The 18,745-nt window shown below is 52.2% G+C and carries 19 protein-coding genes; 7 read left to right on the top strand and 12 right to left on the bottom strand.

Annotated features, from left to right (window positions below):
- The first annotated feature begins 138 nt into the window (after window positions 1–138).
- Entirely contained in the window at window positions 139–768 is a 630-nt protein-coding gene (locus NFU03_RS06860; RefSeq protein ID WP_251637290.1) for a LysE family translocator, read from the top strand.
- Window positions 765–2,120 (top strand): MFS transporter, encoded by a 1,356-nt coding sequence (locus tag NFU03_RS06865; RefSeq protein ID WP_251637292.1) that lies wholly within the window; start codon window positions 765–767, stop codon window positions 2,118–2,120. The genes NFU03_RS06860 and NFU03_RS06865 overlap by 4 nt, the downstream gene beginning before the upstream one ends.
- Before the next feature lie 94 nt (window positions 2,121–2,214).
- On the opposite strand, the gene NFU03_RS06870 is transcribed toward NFU03_RS06865, so the two are convergent.
- From NFU03_RS06870 to NFU03_RS06880, 3 genes are all read right to left on the bottom strand, one after another.
- On the bottom strand, window positions 2,215–2,499 hold the full coding sequence (locus tag NFU03_RS06870) for a YqhV family protein (RefSeq protein ID WP_398289970.1): 285 nt from the start codon (window positions 2,497–2,499) through the stop codon (window positions 2,215–2,217).
- A 115-nt stretch (window positions 2,500–2,614) separates the two neighbouring features.
- Window positions 2,615–3,958, bottom strand: coding sequence for a TldD/PmbA family protein (locus NFU03_RS06875; RefSeq protein WP_251637297.1), 1,344 nt, complete (start codon window positions 3,956–3,958; stop codon window positions 2,615–2,617).
- Window positions 3,958–5,349, bottom strand: coding sequence for a TldD/PmbA family protein (locus tag NFU03_RS06880; protein ID WP_251637299.1), 1,392 nt, complete (start codon window positions 5,347–5,349; stop codon window positions 3,958–3,960). The genes NFU03_RS06875 and NFU03_RS06880 overlap by 1 nt, the downstream gene beginning before the upstream one ends.
- Window positions 5,350–5,499: 150 nt before the next feature.
- Here NFU03_RS06880 and NFU03_RS06885 point away from each other — a divergent pair, with 150 nt between their 5' ends.
- Window positions 5,500–5,796 (top strand): hypothetical protein, encoded by a 297-nt coding sequence (locus NFU03_RS06885; RefSeq protein WP_251637301.1) that lies wholly within the window; start codon window positions 5,500–5,502, stop codon window positions 5,794–5,796.
- A 173-nt stretch (window positions 5,797–5,969) separates the two neighbouring features.
- Window positions 5,970–6,719 (top strand): DUF4309 domain-containing protein, encoded by a 750-nt coding sequence (locus NFU03_RS06890; protein WP_251637303.1) that lies wholly within the window; start codon window positions 5,970–5,972, stop codon window positions 6,717–6,719.
- An 86-nt stretch (window positions 6,720–6,805) separates the two neighbouring features.
- On the opposite strand, the gene abc-f is transcribed toward NFU03_RS06890, so the two are convergent.
- The 5 genes from abc-f to NFU03_RS06915 form a co-directional block, all read right to left on the bottom strand.
- Window positions 6,806–8,416, bottom strand: coding sequence for a ribosomal protection-like ABC-F family protein (abc-f, locus tag NFU03_RS06895; RefSeq protein ID WP_251637305.1), 1,611 nt, complete (start codon window positions 8,414–8,416; stop codon window positions 6,806–6,808).
- An 87-nt stretch (window positions 8,417–8,503) separates the two neighbouring features.
- Window positions 8,504–8,644, bottom strand: a complete 141-nt coding sequence (locus tag NFU03_RS06900) for an RAxF-45 family protein (RefSeq protein WP_251637306.1) — start codon at window positions 8,642–8,644, stop codon at window positions 8,504–8,506.
- Window positions 8,645–8,756: 112 nt separating this feature from the next.
- Complete coding sequence (locus NFU03_RS06905; protein WP_251637308.1) at window positions 8,757–9,059, bottom strand: hypothetical protein; 303 nt, start codon at window positions 9,057–9,059, stop codon at window positions 8,757–8,759.
- Between the two features lie 175 nt (window positions 9,060–9,234).
- Window positions 9,235–10,476 (bottom strand): serine/threonine transporter SstT, encoded by a 1,242-nt coding sequence (gene sstT / locus NFU03_RS06910; protein ID WP_251637310.1) that lies wholly within the window; start codon window positions 10,474–10,476, stop codon window positions 9,235–9,237.
- A 209-nt stretch (window positions 10,477–10,685) separates the two neighbouring features.
- Window positions 10,686–11,864, bottom strand: coding sequence for a DUF3221 domain-containing protein (locus tag NFU03_RS06915; RefSeq protein ID WP_251637312.1), 1,179 nt, complete (start codon window positions 11,862–11,864; stop codon window positions 10,686–10,688).
- A 169-nt stretch (window positions 11,865–12,033) separates the two neighbouring features.
- On the opposite strand from NFU03_RS06915, the gene NFU03_RS06920 reads away from it, so the two are divergent.
- From NFU03_RS06920 to NFU03_RS06930, 3 genes are all read left to right on the top strand, one after another.
- Entirely contained in the window at window positions 12,034–12,984 is a 951-nt protein-coding gene (locus tag NFU03_RS06920) for a hypothetical protein (RefSeq protein WP_251637314.1), read from the top strand.
- Between the two features lie 164 nt (window positions 12,985–13,148).
- Window positions 13,149–15,083 carry an alkaline phosphatase family protein gene (locus tag NFU03_RS06925; RefSeq protein WP_251637316.1) on the top strand — a complete coding sequence of 645 codons (1,935 nt, stop codon included), beginning with the start codon at window positions 13,149–13,151 and terminating at the stop codon, window positions 15,081–15,083.
- A 276-nt stretch (window positions 15,084–15,359) separates the two neighbouring features.
- Window positions 15,360–15,995: a 2OG-Fe(II) oxygenase gene (locus tag NFU03_RS06930; RefSeq protein WP_251637318.1), complete on the top strand. Its 636-nt coding sequence runs from the start codon at window positions 15,360–15,362 to the stop codon at window positions 15,993–15,995.
- Between the two features lie 147 nt (window positions 15,996–16,142).
- Here NFU03_RS06930 and NFU03_RS06935 read toward each other — a convergent pair whose 3' ends face one another.
- From NFU03_RS06935 to NFU03_RS06950, 4 genes are all read right to left on the bottom strand, one after another.
- Window positions 16,143–16,634 carry a DinB family protein gene (locus NFU03_RS06935; protein WP_251637321.1) on the bottom strand — a complete coding sequence of 164 codons (492 nt, stop codon included), beginning with the start codon at window positions 16,632–16,634 and terminating at the stop codon, window positions 16,143–16,145.
- 109 nt (window positions 16,635–16,743) lie between these two features.
- Window positions 16,744–17,253: a DUF2628 domain-containing protein gene (locus tag NFU03_RS06940; RefSeq protein ID WP_251637323.1), complete on the bottom strand. Its 510-nt coding sequence runs from the start codon at window positions 17,251–17,253 to the stop codon at window positions 16,744–16,746.
- Between the two features lie 42 nt (window positions 17,254–17,295).
- Complete coding sequence (locus tag NFU03_RS06945; RefSeq protein ID WP_251637325.1) at window positions 17,296–17,904, bottom strand: CPBP family intramembrane glutamic endopeptidase; 609 nt, start codon at window positions 17,902–17,904, stop codon at window positions 17,296–17,298.
- A gap of 108 nt (window positions 17,905–18,012) precedes the next feature.
- Entirely contained in the window at window positions 18,013–18,543 is a 531-nt protein-coding gene (locus tag NFU03_RS06950; protein ID WP_251637327.1) for a DUF6933 domain-containing protein, read from the bottom strand.
- Window positions 18,544–18,745: the final 202 nt, after the last annotated feature.

Consider the following 18,745-nt stretch of genomic DNA (forward strand, 5'->3'; position numbering starts at 1 on the left):
GGTGCCTGTGCGCAACACAAACGTGAATGTTTAAACATTCACGTTTGTTTGCTGCACAGGCACCGTTCTTCGGTTCTCATATCCTCCCCACCGTGTGAATAAAATCATATGTGAGTATGTGAACTGAGGATTGTGGCCATGAATACATTGCTTCTCTATTTCGTCTTGGGCGTTTCGTTAGCGGCGCCCGTCGGTCCTGTGAAGACCGTTTTACTGAACACCGGCATTAAAAACGGCTTTTTCCATGCTTGGTTTTTCAGCCTCGGGTCGATTGCCACCGATGTGCTGTACATGGGTGCGGTGTATTTCGGAATCGGGAAATTCATCCACTCCCCGCTCCTTCAGATTATTCTATGGTCTTTCGGCTGTTTTGTCCTGCTGTATACCGGCATTGAAAACCTGCTGAAATTGAACCGTGCCGGTCTTGACCCGAAAGCGGTAAAACGGGATCGGCTGCGGAAGTCGATCATTTCCGGCTTCTTCATGTCCATGTTCAACCCGATCACGATTCTGTTCTGGCTCGGGATTTATGGATCCATGCTCGCAAGGACGGCCGGAATGGCATCAGGCACGCAAATCCTGCTGAACAGCTTCGCCATTCTTGCGGGCATCATGGTGGTGGATTTCATCCTGTCATTCCTGTCGAACGGCGCCCGCCGGTTATTGTCTGCGCCGCTCCTGACGTTCGTGTCCCTCCTTTCCTCCTTTTCAATGATCGGTTTCGGCCTCTATTTCGGCCTCCAGGCATACCAAGCGTTATTCTCATGAACCACTGCGTTTTCTCCCCGTTTTCGGGCGTCTTGGATAGTTTGAACGAAAGCGATACATACTCCGCCCGACTTTGGGGATCCTACCCTCACTACGTATATAAACAGTTGAGGTGTGGCATGAAGAATAATACAAATCAAGTAAGTGTCTGGTGCATCGTCAGCTTGGCTTCCATCCCGCTTGTCATGACACTCGGGAACTCCATGCTCATCCCGGTACTGCCAATTTTGGAGGACAAAGTCGGGATCACGTCGTTCCAGTCCAGTATGATCATCACCAGCTACTCGGTCGCGGCAATTATCCTCATCCCAATCGCCGGGTATTTGTCCGATCGGTTCGGCCGCAAAATGGTGATACTGCCAAGTTTGGTTCTCGCACTGATCGGCGGGCTCGTCGCGGGATTCGCTTCCTGGAAAATGGATGACCCGTACACCGTCATCATTATCGGCCGAATCCTACAGGGGATCGGTGCTGCCGGCGCGATGCCGATTGTGCTGCCGCTTGTCGGTGATCTCTCTCATGATGACGAGGAAAAGACGAGTTCGACTCTTGGGATTATCGAAACGTCGAACACATTCGGCAAAGTGCTGAGCCCGATACTCGGATCGCTTTTCGCTGCGGCACTTTGGTTCCTCCCCTTCTTTTCCATATCAGCGCTTAGTCTCATTTCCATCATGCTCATCTTCTTCTGTGTAAAGGTGCCGAAAGAGAAGGACGAGCCGATCACATTCAAGGAATTCCTCAGCAGTACGAAAGAAGTGTTCAAAAGCGAAGGCAAATGGCTGTACACTGTCTTCCTGAACGGAGTCCTCGTTATGCTGATCCTGTTCAGCATGCTCTTTTTCCTGTCGGAGAATCTCGAGAAAGTGCATCACATCAAAGGCATCAAAAAAGGATTCGTCCTGGCGATTCCGCTGCTGCTGCTCTGCATTGCTTCGTTCATATCCGGCAGATCCATTAAAGGAAATATCAAGACCATCAAGACGCTCATGGTCGCGTCCCTCATCATGATGTCCGCCAGCGTTGTCTTCGTCGGGTTCACAAGCAAGAAGCTTTTCCTGCTGCTGGCAGTCACCAGTCTCGTCAGTATCGCGATCGGCGCTATGCTTCCTGCGCTTGACGCGATCATCACGGACAATATCGAGAAATCGCTCCGCGGCACGGTGTCTTCCTTCTACAGTTCCGCCCGGTTTATCGGGGTCGCTGCAGGTCCGCCGGTCATGTCACTCGTCATGAAGAACATGCTGAATGTCAGTTATATTACTGCCGGCGTTCTCGGGCTCATCCTCCTGTTCGTCGTCTGGAAATTCATCAAGACAGAGGATATCAAAAGACCTGAAGAAAGCACTTAACATCCGATTGACGGCGTTCTGCTTGCAAACACAAAGAAGACCAAGCATCCATCTGCCGGGTCTATCCGTATGTACATGTCCGTAAGCATGATGGTCACTTCGACTTCAAACTGAAAATGATCAGCACGATACCGGCAAACAAGCAGATGATCCGTGTCAATGAGATTTTTTCCGTCAGTCCACTCAGCGCAAGTCCGGTCGTCACCACGAGTATCACAGGACCTACCAGCGCAAGCATGCTGTTAATATAAAATGCTTTTTCCAAATCATTGAACTTGTACATCAATGCAGCCGCCGAAATTTCAATGCTCCCCGACAAAACACGCAGCATAATGATCAGCAGCAGTGCCCGTTCGATCACAATCACCACATCCCTCATCGTCTTCACAGCCACTATATGCGAGACGCTGGGGAAATATTTAAAACGGTGCCTGTGCAGCAAACAATCGTGAATGTTTAAACATTCGCGATTGTTTCGCACACAGGCACCTTATTCACTCTACGGTAACGGACAGACTGCTCACTTTCAGGGAGGGGGAACCGCAGCCACCCGGTACGAATTTCAAATCGGAACCGACTGTGTCAATCGACTTCAAAAAGTCGAAGAAGTTCCCGGCGATCGTCATCTGCTTCACCGGTACGGAAATTTTGCCGTCCTGAATGAAAAACCCGGAAGCGGCCAGCGAGAATTCACCTGAAATCGGATTTGTGCCAGAGTGAAGGCCAGACAGTCCTGTCACCAGGATCCCTTCCGGCACCCCGGCGATCATCTCCATTTCGGTCTTTACGCCTGGCGCGACGTACAAACTGTGAGGGGAGACGGTCAATGTCCCTTTGTACGATGCCTTGCTCCCGTGTCCCGTCGAATTCATACCTTCTTTCTTCGCCGTTTTCCGGTTGTGCAGCAGCGTTTCCAGCACGCCGCCTGCGATGAGGACGGTCTCACGGGTGGCCACCCCTTCGCCGTCGAACGTGCCGCCGAACAGGGAATCCTTGTGGAACGGGTCGTCGATCAGCGTGACGTGCTCAGCGCCGATCACGTCGCCTACTTTCCCGTTCAGCAGCGACTGCCCTTTTTGCGCTTCTTCGGCGGAGAAGATCGGGGTGAATGCCGCGAGCAGGGAAGCGGCGGCATCGTGCCGCAGGATGACCGGATACTGTTTGGACGGCACGGTCGTCTCACCGAGCTGTGCCAAGGCTTCTTCCGCCGCCTCTTTCGCAATCGCATCGGCATCGAGAGATTGGAAATCACGCGTCAGGCGGACAGAGGCACCTGTTTTCATCTCCTCCCCGTCTTTTGCGACTGCGGAGACGAAGACGATCAGCCCGTTTGACCGATCATGCAGTGAAAGGCCCTTCGAATTGGTCAGCGCCTTTTCGCTCGAAAAGTCTTGGAGGACACAATAATTCAGCGCCAAGATTCTCGGATCATAGTCCCTCGTTTTCTGTTCGACCTCTTTCAGGAAATCAATCTTGTCAGGGATCGGAACCGAATCCAGCGCCTCATTATAGGAAGAATGCTCGATATAACGATCGCTGCCTGCGAAAATGTCCGCTCCATCATCTTCGTCGAGCACTTCCGCGTTGGCTTTCGCGCTGTCGATCAAAAACGGGATTGAGTCATCCTCGATCTTTTCGGTGTACGCATAACCCATCTTGCCATCATACAGTCCGCGCAGGCCGACGCCGCCTTCTTCGGACGTCTCGTAACTGTCTATTTCACCTTCGAACACCATCACTTGGAACGAAGAGGACTTCTCAAAATACACTTCGGCTTCGTCAAATCCTGCATTCCGTGCGCTGTGCAGCAACTTTTCCTGAAACTGCTGGATCTCCATCATGACTCCCCCTTTGTCCCGCCGACGGTAATTTCACTGACACGCAGCATCGGCTGACCGACGTTGACATGCAGGCTTCCGCTGACCGATCCGCACATTCCCGCTCCATGGGCCAGATTATTGCCGACCATGTCGACTTTCTGCAATGTCTTCGCACCGTTCCCGATAAGCGTCGCCCCGCGCACTGGATGGGCGATCTTGCCATCCTTCACGACGTATGCTTCCTCCACCGCGAAATTATAGTCGCCAGTTGCCGGGTTCACTTGCCCGCCGCCCATATACTTCGCATAGATGCCGTTCTCCGTCGCTGCGATGATCTCCTCGGGCGTCGAGCGGCCGGGTGCAATGTACGTATTTGTCATCCGGGACGTCGGATTGAAACGGTACGATTCCCGACGAGACGATCCTGTCGCCTCGACATTCATCCGCCGGGCATTGAATTTATCGATCAGATAGCCTTTCAAAATTCCATTCTCGATCAGCACATTCTTTCGTGTCTTTTCGCCTTCGTCGTCGATAGTGAGCGAACCCCATTCGTTCGGTAATGTCCCATCATCGATATACGTAACGATGTCAGGTGCTACTTTCTCACCGATGCGATTGGCGAACACGGAGTTGTTCTTCGCCACCGAGGTCGCTTCTAGCCCATGACCGCATGCTTCGTGGAAGATCACGCCGCCAAACTCGTTGTCGATAATGACCGGAAACTTGCCGCTCGGGCAAGGTGCAGCGCCAAGCTTCGTCACCGCGATACGCGCAGCCTCGCCTGCATAATGATTCAAGTCCAGATTCTCGATGAATTCAAAACCGGCATGCGCTCCGGGACCATAGAAACCGCTCTGCATCTCGTTTCCTTCTGCAGCCGTAGCCTGGATCACCAAACGCGAATGCACGCGCTGGTCTTCCGCAAGTGTCCCTTCCGAATTGGCGATTAGCACATTCTGAACTTCGTCCAAATAACGGATCCCCGCCTGCTGGATACGTGTGTCATAGGACCGGACAATCTCGTTCGCTTTCTTCATCACCGCCGCCTTGCGTGCATGCTCAACTGAATTCGGCAGCTGGGTAATCGTATGGATCGGTGTGAGCAATTCCCGCTTGAGCGGCTGGAGGATTCCGCTGCCGCCCCCCTTGATCGCAAGCGCTGCCCGTTTCGCCGCTGCGATCAGCGACGCCTCACTGAAATCTGACGTATACGTATAGACGCACTGCAAGCCGGAGAAAATCCGGATGCCGATCCCGAAATCACGTCCGGACATGCTCTTTTCGATCTTGCTGCTCTGCAGCTCTATCGAATTGACAAATTTGTCTTCCACAAACACTTCTGAAAAATCTCCGCCTGTCGACAGCGCGGCTTCCAGCACTTTCTCGATCGTCGATTGCTTCAACATGTCACCATCCCCCTTCAGTTGGATTATACCGAAAATTCATGTTACTGGAAAGACTTGCCTCGCTCACCCGCTCAGGAAACTCCCTGTTCTGCACAGCTTCCGTCTTTCCGATATACTGAGGAAAACTACGTACACACCGGAGGTCTTACTATGGAATTTAAAAATCTCGACGAACAGATCATCCAAAAATTTAAAGACGACGAAACGCTGATGATCCGGCTGTTCGCCCAGTGGTGTTCCAATCATGAGCTGGATGCGCAGGCCCTTTACCAGCGCGCCTATCCCGGCCAGCCGGCGAACGCCGCCCTCCAGAATGTGCTCGAAGAAGATGAGGGCATGGACGAATTGTTCATCGATAACGAAACGATGCTCGACGTCCTGCAGCTGTTCGGCAACGATGACTTAGCATTCGCAGTCGCAGACGAAATCGCCCGTCTGCGCAAGTGAAATCCGGAATACCGGTACCTGTGCAACAAACAATCATGACTAAGTGAACAATCGTGAATGTTTAAACATTCATGATTGTTTCACGCACAGGCACCCGTCAAAAAAAGTGTGTAATCGGAAGGACGAAGGGGAAAATACGTTATAGATATCTCAACGACAGGAGGCTGAATCTCATGAAACGACATGCAGCATTGGCTGCTGTCCTCCTCGCAGGAAGTCTGTCCGCATGCTCTTCTGCAACGGAAGGCAATCCGGATCAGGGCAGCGCTAACGGAAAACCGGCGATTGAGAACGCACCCGGCAGTGAAGAGAACAGCAACACGGCTGGTTCAGCGGACAGCGGTTCTTCCGGGACCGGCACCGAAGGACAGCAGCCGGGCGATTCATCCGCCTCCGGATCACAGGGAAACGAGGAGTCGGACGGATCCTCCGGTAACGGGGAGTCAACAGATGCCAATACAGACAGCACAGATGTCGATCAGGAGCAAAAACAAATGGCCATCGACGCGCTGAACGGACTTGTCGCTGATGCAAAAAAAGGGAAAGTCTACCGCCTGTCCGACAAATTCTATGTCGGCAAGACGACGCAGACCGATGTCTACAACGAAATCGGACAGCCGGAACGCCAGGATACGTTCGACCGTTATACCGGCTCGATGGGGCAGGCTTCCTACGATTTGCGTTACGATAAAAACGGATTGCTCACGGAAGCACGCTACCTCGGTACGAACGTCGAGCGCCAGACGAACCTCGGCGGGATCACAAGCGAAGACATCGTCAAACAGCTCGGACAGCCCGGAACGAAGCGCCCCCTGCCTGAGATGAAGCAGGTGAGCTTCATCTACGACATCGGCAATTTCCAACTCCAGTTTGTCCTGAACGATAAAGACACGACCGATCACGTGAATCTGTTATTGCGTTAAAAAAAGGTGCCTGTGCAGCAAACAATCATGAATGTTTAAACATTCATGATTGTTTCACGCACAGGCACCCTATTCATGCAGTCTTCCTATTTCCGCTGTTTGCGTTCGGCAAATGCGTAATCCCCTTCATGCACAGTCAGGGATCCCTTTTCCATCCAGGCGGTCCTCGTAAACAGCTTCTGGAGGAAATAGCGATCATGGCTCACCGCGATGATCGTCCCTCCGAAGCGTTCGAGTGTCTCCTCCAATACCTCCCTGCTTTCGATGTCGAGGTGGTTCGTCGGTTCATCCAGGACGAGCAGGTTCAAGTCCTGCTGCATGAGCTGGGCGAGCCGGAGCCGCATCTTCTCCCCGCCACTCAAATCCTTCACTTTCTTAAACACATCATATCCGTAAAACAAAAACTGGGCGAGGACGTGACGCGCGTCGAATTCCGTCATAGACACATCTTCCCGGAAAGCATCGATCAGCCGCTGCTCCCCGTCAAGCGTGTCGAACTGTTGGGCAAGATAACCAATTTTCACATTTGACCCAACATGTACCCGTCCGTTCGAAGGCATCAGCTGCCCAAGGATCAGTTTCAGCAACGTCGATTTACCGGTGCCGTTCGCCCCGACAATCGCAAGCCGATCCTGCCAATGGACTGAAAACGTACAGTTCTCCAAAGTCGGCGCGGCTGCGGATGAAAACCGATGGGCGGCATGTTCGAAACGGACGACTTCCTTCCCGCTCCTGTCTGCCGCCTCGAGCCTAAGTCGCATCGCACCGTCGGATTTCGGTTTTTTCACGAGTTCCATTCGGGCAAGCATCTTCTCCATCGACTTCGCCTTTCGGTACAGGTCGGGATTCGGCGGTGACGCCTCATTTGCCCATTGCCGGAGACGGCGGATCGCTTCCTTGATCTTCTTGACCTTCTTCTGCTGTTCCTTGTATTCCGAAAACTGCTGGGCAATCCGGGCTTCCCGGTTCTCTAGGAATGCATCGTAATTTCCATGGCTCACCCAGCACTCACCGTCCTCGAGTTCGATTACTTTACCAACCGTCCGGTTCATGAATTCCCGGTCATGAGAGATGAGAATGACGGTACCTGAAAATTGCTGTAAATGCTGTTCCAGCCATTCAATCGCTGTAATGTCCAAGTGGTTCGTCGGTTCGTCCAGCAGCAGGATGTCCGGCTGCTGCAGCAAAATACGGCCGAGTATCACTTTCGTCTTTTCCCCGCCGCTCAAGGAGTCAAATGGCTGCGAGAGGAAGCGTGTAATCCCGAGTCCGTTCGCGATGCTTGCAAGACGGGACTCGATTTCGTACCCGCCGCGCTCCATGAACATTTCCTGAAGCTCCCCGTATTGCATGAGAATCCGCTCTGTGACTTCCGCCGACATCCTGATCTCCAGTTCTTTCATCAGACGTTCTGTCACTAACAGATCGCTGAACGCCTCGAGCAGCACTTCTTTCACGCTCGATTCCGGATACGATGGAATCTGATGCAGCAATCCGACCGTGCTGTCTTTCGTGCGGATGATGCGGCCGCTGTCGGGTGTTTCCTCTTCCGCAAGAAGCCGCAGCAATGTCGTCTTGCCGCAGCCGTTCCGTCCGACTAACGCTGCATGCTCGCCCGCTTTGACTTCCATTGTCAAGTTTTCGAATAGTATTGTTCCGCCAAGTGTTTTGGCGATGGTTTCCGCTTTGATCTGCATAGTAGTGCCTCCTGGTGAGCGCACTGAAAAACGGCAAACAAAAAAGACCGCCTGAAAACAGACAGTCCCTCCGTGGAAAGAATGGCGTTAATCAGCTGCGCAACGATTTTTTGGTTTTCTAAAAATGGACAGACGTATCCCGTCGGCCAAAAAATCGTAAGTAATGACACGTGCATAATACATGGACGTATCCAGTTGTACACCTGTCTGCGCTGCTGCTTTTTCCATCCTTCCCACCTCCGTTCAACTAAGTTACCGATAGTATATCATATCGACGTTGACTGTGCACCAAACAATTTCATTTGTGTAAACATTCACGATTATCTTCGTACAAGCTTCGTCAAACAAGACGGAATCGCTGCGCCTGCTCTTCAAGATCGGCATCCAGCAAAGCCTGCAGTTCAACTTTGCCGAACAAGTCGAAATGCGGGAAGTCTTCCTTGTAGTCGATCCACTCGGGCTTCAGCCCATAGTTCCTGCCCCACGCCTTCAGCTTGTCCACATCGCTGCAGCCAGCTTTTGTTACGGTTTTGCAACCGGGGAACCGGTCGTCCAGCCAATAATGCGTGAGAAAAGCGATCTCTCCCGCTGCCACTCGCTGTTTCCAAGCCTTCAATTCTTTCCGATCAATCCCGAACGCCATCAGTCAGTGACTTCCAATCGGTTTTTTCCAGTTTGCATGTTTCCTTCACCTCTGCAGAACAGTATACCTTATCTGAATTGAGTACAATACTATACTCGTACCACAGATTGCATTCCACCAAAAAAGGACCACCCCGGCGATGTGCCGTTGGGCAGTCCTTTTGCTGTTTAAACCGTTACGATTTCACTGCAGCGGCTTTACCGACTTTGCTTTCCTTGTATTCTTTAGAATACTCAGCTGCCGCTGTGAACAGGACGTCTGTCGAAGAGTTGAGTGCTGTTTCGCAAGAATCCTGGACGACGCCGATGATGAAACCGACTGCGACAACCTGCATGGCGATGTCGTTCGGGACACCGAACAGACTGCACGCAAGCGGAATCAGCAGGAGCGATCCGCCAGCGACGCCTGACGCGCCTGCTGCCGATACGGCTGCGACGACTGAGAGCAGGAGTGCTGTCAGGAAGTCGACCTGGATGCCGAGCGTATGCACTGCAGACAGTGTCAGGACAGCGATTGTAACAGCTGCGCCCGCCATGTTGATGGTCGCGCCGAGCGGGATTGAAACTGCGTACGTGTCTTCATCGAGACCGAGTTCTTCACAGAGTTTCATGTTGACCGGGATGTTTGCAGCCGAACTCCGCGTGAAGAATGCTGTCAGACCGCTGTCCCGCAGCACGCGGAAGACGAGCGGGTACGGATTGCGGCGGATGTATACGTAGACGATCAGCGGGTTCACCACGAGTGCGATGAACAGCATACAGCCGACCAGTACGAGCAGCAATTTACCGTAGTCGAGAAGCGCCGAAATCCCTGTTGTCGCGACCGCATCGAAGACGAGGCCCATGATGCCGATCGGTGCCAGGCTGATGACCCATTGAACGACTTTCGTAATGGCGTCCGACACATTGCCGAGAACGTCCTTCGTCGTCTGGCTGGCACTTTTCAATGCGAGACCGAGCACGACCGCCCACAAGAGAATGCCAAGGTAGTTCGCACTGAGCAACGCTTCCACCGGGTTCGAGACCAGGTTGAACAGAAGCTTCTGCAGCACCTCGACGATCCCTTCAGGCGGCTCGAGACCTTCCGCCCCTGCCGTCAGTTTCAGTGTGATCGGGAAGACGAAGCTCACTGCGACTGCCACCACTCCTGCGAGCAGTGTGCCGATCCCATACAGTGAAAGGACCGTCTTCATATTCGTTTTCGTGCCGCGCTTATGGGAAGCAAGCGCATACATAACTAAGAATAAGACCAGAACCGGTGCAACCGCCTTCAGCGCACCGACGAACAGCGAACCGAAAATCGTGACCCAGGCTGCCGCTTTCGGCAGTGCCAATGCCAGCACCACACCTGCCACGATACCGAGAATAATGCGTTTCACCAAACTGATGCTGTTCCACTTCCTGAACACTTGTGCCATCCGAGTTCCCCCCTTGATAACTATATGAATGAAAACTTGTCCACCATGCCACGGTCTGTCGTGTACAGGTTTGATATAGTGTACCAACGTTTTTCGAATTGGACAATAGTTTTTTTCTTTCAGTTTATTCCATTGAAAACAGGTGCCTGTGCGCCAAACAATCGTGTTTGTTTCAACAATCACGACTATTCACCGTACATGCTCCCGATTCAGCGGTCTTCGATCTCCATTTCTGTCTCATCATACAGCGTCAACACCCAGATTCCCCGCCCTGCATCATAGCGTGTATTGCGGATCTCCAGAAACCCTGAGGGGCCGGATACTTTGCTGTCAATAGCTTTTTTAACAGCTTGTGACTCGGAAAGAACTGCGCCGAGCGGCTTGTAATCGGGCAGAATTCCGACGAACTTCGCTTCCCCCTGTGCCGGATAGGACTCAGCTATGCTGCCGGTATTTTCCACTTTCACCCGGCTCCCGACAGACAGTAGTTCCGCTTCTGGAAATGAATAGTAGACCGCACCTTCCGTACCGCCCGAAACGAAGAATTCATCTGCAGAGACACTCATGACGAATCCACCTTCTTCGACGGGTGTCTCCGTAACAGCATTGTCCGGTTTCATGACAGCCGACTGTCCGGGTTCCGCGACCATGCGGCCATTCTGTTCAAACTTCAGACTGTATTGCGGAAACTGCTTCTTCAGTTCCCCCACCTGACTGTCTTTCAAGAAATCATGTGAGACGGTGATCTCCCCGGAAATCGTATTGGCCGATACGGCAGACGACCCGCGTTCTTGCCTAAGCGCATTTACCGCTTTCGCTACTTCATCCTGCTGCGCATATAATTCGCGCTGCGTGTGCGCACTGCGGAAAATATAGATCGGGCGGGCCAGCAGCTCACCGGCATCGACTTTCGGCTGGAGACGGTCGAGCACTTGCTGCACACGGTCATCGGGCTTTTTCACACCGATCCAGATGCCGGACTGAGCTGCCCCGGACGCCTGGTTTTCAAAAAACAAGACCCCTTCTTTCTCGAAACCATCATATCCGCCGTACACAGCCTCGACCGCTTCAATGGCAGCCGGCCCTTCGATCGCCTGAACGGCACTATCCGCAGCCAGCTCCTCGGACGGTTCACCGAGATACCCTTCCACATAGTCCGTCCTCGCCAGAATATCCTTCACAGCTTCGTTCCGCTTAGGAGAATCGGCAACCGACTGCTTCAGCGCAGCGATGATCTCCCGCCCGCCAACCGTCTCTATCGTTTTCCAGCCCTCCTGTTCCGCCGCAGTTCCTCCATCAGCTGCCCCATCTTTGCCGGGGGCCGCCGTCCCGCAGCCGCCGACTGCAAATGCAAGAATTACAAGCGCTGCACCCACTAGTTTCTTCACGACCAACCGCCCCCCTCTGACAAGTTAGACGGAATAGACCGAAAAACGTTACAATGAAAAAAACGGTGCCTGTGCGCCAAACAAACGAGTCTGTTCGAACAATCGAGTTTGTTCAAACAAACATGTTTGTTTGCTGCACAGGCACCCAGATAGATCTGGAGTGTACATGATGGAAAAAATGAAGGAATTTGCCGGAATGGCGGCCGTCACGGTATTGTTCAGTCTCTTCACCTGGGCCCTCATTTCATCCTATTTAGAAGAATACCCTTTGCTTTCATATGAGTCTGCTACTGTGATGAGCGTTGAAAAGACCGGGGAGAAGGGGCTGTTCACCCCGCCTTCCTACTACGTACGCGTGACACTGCCGAATGGAAAAGAAGCCCCCTACATGAATCGCATATCCAAAAAGCAGGTCAGCGAACTCAAACCAGGTGATCCGGTAAAAGGGTACTCATCCGGTCCTTCCGACTTCTCAACCATCCGGGACATCATTATTGACAGTGTATTTTACCTGATCGGTATCTGTGTGCTCGGCTTCCTCGCTCTCTGCTGCTTGATCGCTACCTTTCTATCAATCCCGGGGCTTGAACGGATGGAACAAACGTCCGGCCGCAAACGGACTTTGAAAAAAAAGCGGAAGATGGGAAGAGAACAGCGGAAAGTGAGAAAAGTGCAAAGCGGCTGGGGAATCGCCGGTATCTTCGTCTTCGTGTTCCTCGCCATCACCAGCCGGTTCCTCGTCAACCTGTCCCGTAAACTTCTGCCGTTCGGCAAGACGGAAACAGAGGCGCTTATCTACGACACGTATTCTCACGTCACGTACCGAAAACATGAAGATTCCGCTTATGAATTCACCGTCGCCTTCCAAGACAGCGCCGGCCAGACAGTGAAGGCCGTCAAAAATGTCACAAGGCATACTTATCAGCAGTACGGACTCGGCGACAAACTTCCGATATCCTACCGTGACGCGAATCCATACGATATATTCGTCCGGGGCACCACCGTACAGGACCTTTTGCAAGCGACTATCACTGCGGAATTCTTCCTGTACGCGGCACTTCTGGCGGTCAGTGCGTTTGTCGGCTGGGCATTCTTCGACAGCCGCCAGAAGAGAAAATAACTTGTAAGGTGCCTGCGCGTCAAACAAACGCGTTAGTTCCAACAATCAAGTTTATTCAAACAAACACGATTGTTTCCTGCACAGGTACCGTATTTTTCATTCTTTTCTCTCTTGTTTGCTTGCTTCCCGCACCGGGAATAGACTAGCAAAGCGAGGGATCTCCTATGAAACCAACTAAGAAAAAACATACAGCACTTATCGCCGCCCTCCTATTGTGCGGGATGACCGGACTCCTGCCCTGCCAGCGTGCGGCAGCCGAGACAAACGGCACGATCAGCGTCGTCTCCTTCGACGGCTTAGGATACCAGGATTCACAGCGCTACATAAAAAAAGGCCTCATGCCGAGCTTGAAACGGTTTCAGGATCAAGCGGCAGCCGCCACGAACTTCACGACTGTCACGCCATCGCTGACCGCACCGTCCCATGCAGCGATGGCTACCGGTGCGTCGCCTGCCCAAACCGGCATCGTCAGCAACCAGTTCCATACGACTGGCGATAAAGTCAAGACGGACACGAGCGGATTCTCGCAAACAGTCGGCGTCACCCCGATCTGGAAAGAAGCAGAGAACCAAGGAAAAATCACGGCCACCGTCGCATTTCCGGACTCAAATCCTGAAAATGCATCGGCTGCGACATACGCCGTCTATTCAGGCGGCACGTTAGCTGATTCGAAGCTGCACGACTTGAAATTCAGCGCTGTCAGCGACGAGCGGCTCGACCAGCTGCCGGACGGCTCGGAAAACGCGGAGGAAGCTGTGCTGACGCTGGACGTCAAAGACGCCCCTTCCCAGCAGCTGTTCATCCTCAAAGCGGAAAACGAAGGCCCCCTCTTCTACTTATCCCAGAACCGTTCAACGATCGGCAAGGAACTGACAACGGACGGCTGGACGGCCGTCACGCTCGACCTGCCCTCTGAAGACAGCGTTGGTTTCTACGTCAAGCTAAAAGGGGATGCCGATAAAAAAGGGGATCTCCGGCTGTTCCAGGGAACGATCATGGGCAGCATCTACCAGGGTCCCGGCAGCTTCGCTGATGACATGCACGCCAAGTTCGGCTTCTACCCCGCTCCAGACGAAATGCGGGCGTTCAAAGCCGGCGAGATCACCCGGGAGGAATACGAGCAGGCCGGCAAACGGTTCACGGATTGGATAACCGACGTCAGCCTGCACGTCAAAGACACCTATCACCCGGACCTGCTGTTCTATTACTACCCTGTCGTCGATACGGAATTGCATGAATTCCTGCTGAGGGACCCAGCGCAGCCCGGCTATTCGGACAACGTACAGAATTACGAGAAATACGTCAGCTGGGCGTTCGGCCAGGCAGACAACGCCATCGGCCGCATCACGGACGATCTGAAGGAAAACGACCACCTTCTGCTCATCTCCGACCATGGTCTCGAGCCGATCCATACACGGCTGTCGCCAAACCGCGAGCTCGAAAAAGCAGGACTTTTAGTGAAAGATGAAAACGGCAAAATCGATTCATCCAAAACAAAAGCATACGCTGAAGCGAGCGGGACGATCGCACACGTATACGTCAACTTGAAAGGCCGTGAGAAAAAAGGGATCGTCGACCCGGCGGAGTATGAACAGGTGAAACAGGAAATCGTCTCCGTCTTCAAAAACGGTGCCCGCTTCTCTCCCCGCTTTAGGGACCCGCGGAAAGTCAGCCATCCTATCGGCCGCTGGCTCACCGGAAACTCGGACATAGCCTACCCTGCGTACCAGTACCCCACAGTTCCTTTTGATTCAGATGAACTCGAGCAGGAAACACCATACGAAAAAGTCTGGACGGCAGATGACAGAGCATATGCCTCCATCTTCAACAACAACAGCGGTGACGTCTTCCTATCCGCCGCTTCCGGTTTCCTCATGGGGAAAGACGCAGAAATTGCGATGGAACCGACTTTGGAACTCGGAAGCCACGGCGGCAGCCCGATGCGCCCCTCCCTGCACCCGATGCTCTACGCTGCAGGACCGGATATCCAGCCAGGCGACTTGGACGAGCCAATCACCATGACGGACATTGCCCCAAGCCTCTACAAACTGCTAAGTCTACAAGCTCCCGATTTTATCGAAGGCCGGCCAATCTGGTGAAAAAAGGTGCCTGTGCGCCAAACATTCACGTTTGTTCAAACAAACATGATTGTTTGCTGCACAGGCACCTTTCTCGACCTAAAAACAGGAATATATAACTACCTTTCAGACTACATACACGATTGTCGGCTGACGCACCAGCGTGCTACACTGAATTGACCTTATAACCAAAGAGGAAGTGCGACACTCAAAAGGAGTCCGATATTAGCTGTACACTCATACGCAACACTGTAGGTGATTTAAGAAAAAAATCAAACCACAATCGAGGTGTCGAAGTTGATAGCGGAAAATAGAGAACAAACGATATTCAACCATATAGGAAAAGTGATCAAGACCGACCGGCACGTCGAAATCATTGCGAAATACGAAGAACCTCTCGTCGTCGTCCTCGGCAATATGCTGAGCGATGAAGAATGCGAAGAACTGATCTGGCTGTCGGCGGATAAAGTCAAACGCTCGAAAATCGGTATGACCCGAGCAGAAAACGACATCCGGACAAGCAGCAGCATGTTCATCGATGAAACCGACAACCTGACCGTCACGCGGATCGAAAAACGGATTGAAGCCGTCATGAACATCCCGATCGAGCACGGCGAAGGCCTGCAGATCCTCAAGTACGAACCGGGCCAGCAATATAAAGCACACCATGATTTCTTCTCTGCAAACAGCAACGTAACGAACAACCGGATCAGCACGCTCGTCATGTATTTGAATGATGTCGAACAGGGCGGCGAAACGTTCTTCCCCCACTTGAAACTGTCCGTCACCCCGCAAAAAGGGATGGCCGTCTACTTCGAGTACTTCTACAACGATCCTGCCCTGAACGACATGACACTGCACGGCGGCGCCCCTGTCGAACTCGGCGAGAAATGGGTTGCGACGCAGTGGATGAGGAAACAGCGGGTGCGGTGATAGAATAACTAATGAAACAAAAAACGCATCTTCTGCCCTCTCTTGCGGCGAAGATGCTTTTTGTCATCGTTCCTATAAACACCTAGTATGGCAACCATCCTGAAAAGGCCTTCACCGTTTAGGCACAACCATAGCAATCGTAACTGCCTACGGTTTAACCCCCAGTCTTTGATCGAGCTCGTACTTTTGCCGCAAATGATGATGGAAATGCATTCCCACAAGTTCGACCCATTCCTGGGCGTTCAGCCATCCGAAACCACCGTGTTCCATCTTGGCATCCGGTGAAATATGCTCAGCTGCGCATCCCGTTTTTTTCATACGGCTCAGCAAATGATTGAGCGCCAGCGTGAGTTCTTCCTTCGTTTTCCCATTATCCGGCGGAGCGTTAAGCTCAGGCGGTAATTGAATCTTCACGGGAGGGAACCCTCCAATAGCAAACAAGTACTCTCCAAAATCTGTCTTTCCCTGACTTGGCCAAGGACACGCTGCAGCACAAGCTTCCGCATTATCCAAATACTCGTTCGCGACGACAAGCAGATGATCGTACATCTGACCGACAGACCAGACATCCGGCTCCAGTATAAGCGTAAGCTGTTCCGGCGAATAATCTTCGAGAAATTTTTTGAACGTTTCTATCAAACTGAGATCCCGCAAAAAATCATCTCCCTATCTTTCCCTCTGCCTGTATGCCCAGCCAATGCCGATGAAGATGCAAATTACCGGAAGGCTTCAAAACATCGAATAACCCTTAATGCCTGAACAGCCAATTCTCATGCTCCAACAGCCGGCCTATCTGCATGGACAGACCCATATACACCAACAGCGCAATCCAGACGAGCACCACACCGATCCAGTTGGCCCGCCGCCGATCTGCAGCTTCCAGCAGATCCTCCGGCGCCGTCCGGGCTTCCAGCTTCCGCAGCCGGCGCGTGACAGACCACCGGTACAACGCCGTCCCGTTAAACCCGAGGAAGATGGCGAACACGATAACTAAGACATTCACAACCAGATCGACATCATAGTGAAACACCGCGCCAAAAAAATCGATCAGCAGGCAGACCGCCAAAACTCCCGCCACCAGCCCATACATTTTGCGGTACCCCCTCCACAAAAAGATGAACAGAAAGGCAGGCCAGTTGAAGGTGAATTTGTCACGCCGGCTCCAGCGGGTCAAATAGTATTGATCATTCGGGCCGACGAGCAGGCGCAGAGCCTCTGAGGATGTGTCTGGTTTAATTTCATTTCGATTCGCAGTCATAGGTCACGTCCTTTATAAATTAGAGATACCTGTCACTAAAAGTCAATCTCTCAACGCTACCTTGTTGAATTTAAACAGCATCGTCATTACAAAATTCATCGTGAAATGAACGACGGTCGGCACTAACAAGTTACCCGTCTTAACGTAAAGCCAGCCGAACACAACGCTTGGCAGGCTGATGGTCACCAGCATAACGGGTTTCCTGAAATACTGAACATGAAAACAGACAAAAACAACGGTCGTCAGCAAGATTGCTGACCATGCGTTTCCTGTCCAAAGTGATAGTAGATTCTGCAGCAGGCCCCTGAATAAAAGCTCTTCAAACAGGGAGGCCGCCAACATGAAGACTGCTATACTCGCAACGCTGCCATCTTGATACGCTTTATTGGCATCATCGATATGATTAGAAGACAACATGACTGTAAGCAGTACTCCATAACCTATCATCAGCAGAGAACCCGCAGCTGTCCATAAGAACAAATGCATCGGTCTGGCGAACGACAACAGCTGGTCAAACATTAAGAATTTCAAAAGAACGAGCGCAAACAAAAAAGCAGCGCTTAGAAATGAATAGAACAAGAAGACGTGCGCCATCTCTTGTTGAGTAGGTATCCGTTTTGTACGCTTCGGTTCATAGATTGGTTCATTCATAAACAGTCACCGCCTTCAAAGGTAATCAGCTTACCCTCATAGTATCCCGTAAAGGACAGTCTACAGGCTGGGCGTCTCCTTCACTTGTGAGACAGGGAGCACAGTAAGCTATCCCTCATAATCTGAATCGCTGCCGGACATTGCCGCAAGAGCTGCCATCATCTCCTCATCAGGACGGGTCATCTCAAGCCCCGCCCCGCCAACGAGTAAGTGGTTCAACCGCTTGCTGGCCAGCACGCTAACAGGCTCGGCCAAAGTCAGCTCATCTCCAAGGAACCAGACCGTCTCGCAAGCCTTGTTCAGCCGAGATGTCAGCGACCGGTTTTTCGACTTATGGAACGTCACCCCGCCCGCCTTTTCGAAATACTGATCGATCACGCTTTCATCCACATGATCGGCCAACAACATTGTGCGAATCGATTCGCCAACCAATTGATCAATCCGTTTCAAATCCTTAGCTTTCACGCCATACAGGACAACCGCGTACCGGGTGGCCTCATTCATCAGCACAAGCGCTTTCCGCCGGTCAATAACGAGCAGATTCGCATGCCAGGAATAAAGGGAATCTTCCGGTGTGACAATAGTTTCCGCACCAAATGGGATAGAATCAAACAATTTTTTGGTTGCATGTATATTCATCGAGTCTTCCCCTCCTTTTCCGGGTACCTGTGCGTCACACAATTCAGACACTATTCCGAATTGTTCCGGATTTGTGTGATGCACAGGCACCGTCCTCTAAATCAAAGCAGCATCCTCAAATACGATTCAAAGTTCACCCCGGCAACCGTAGGTATCTGCTCTTCTGACGTCGCCTGGATGGCAGCGGCATTTAACGCTTCAC

The sequence above is a fragment of the Sporosarcina sp. NCCP-2716 genome, assembly GCF_023707985.1.
In the GTDB taxonomy this organism is placed as follows: Bacteria; Bacillota; Bacilli; order Bacillales_A; family Planococcaceae; genus Sporosarcina.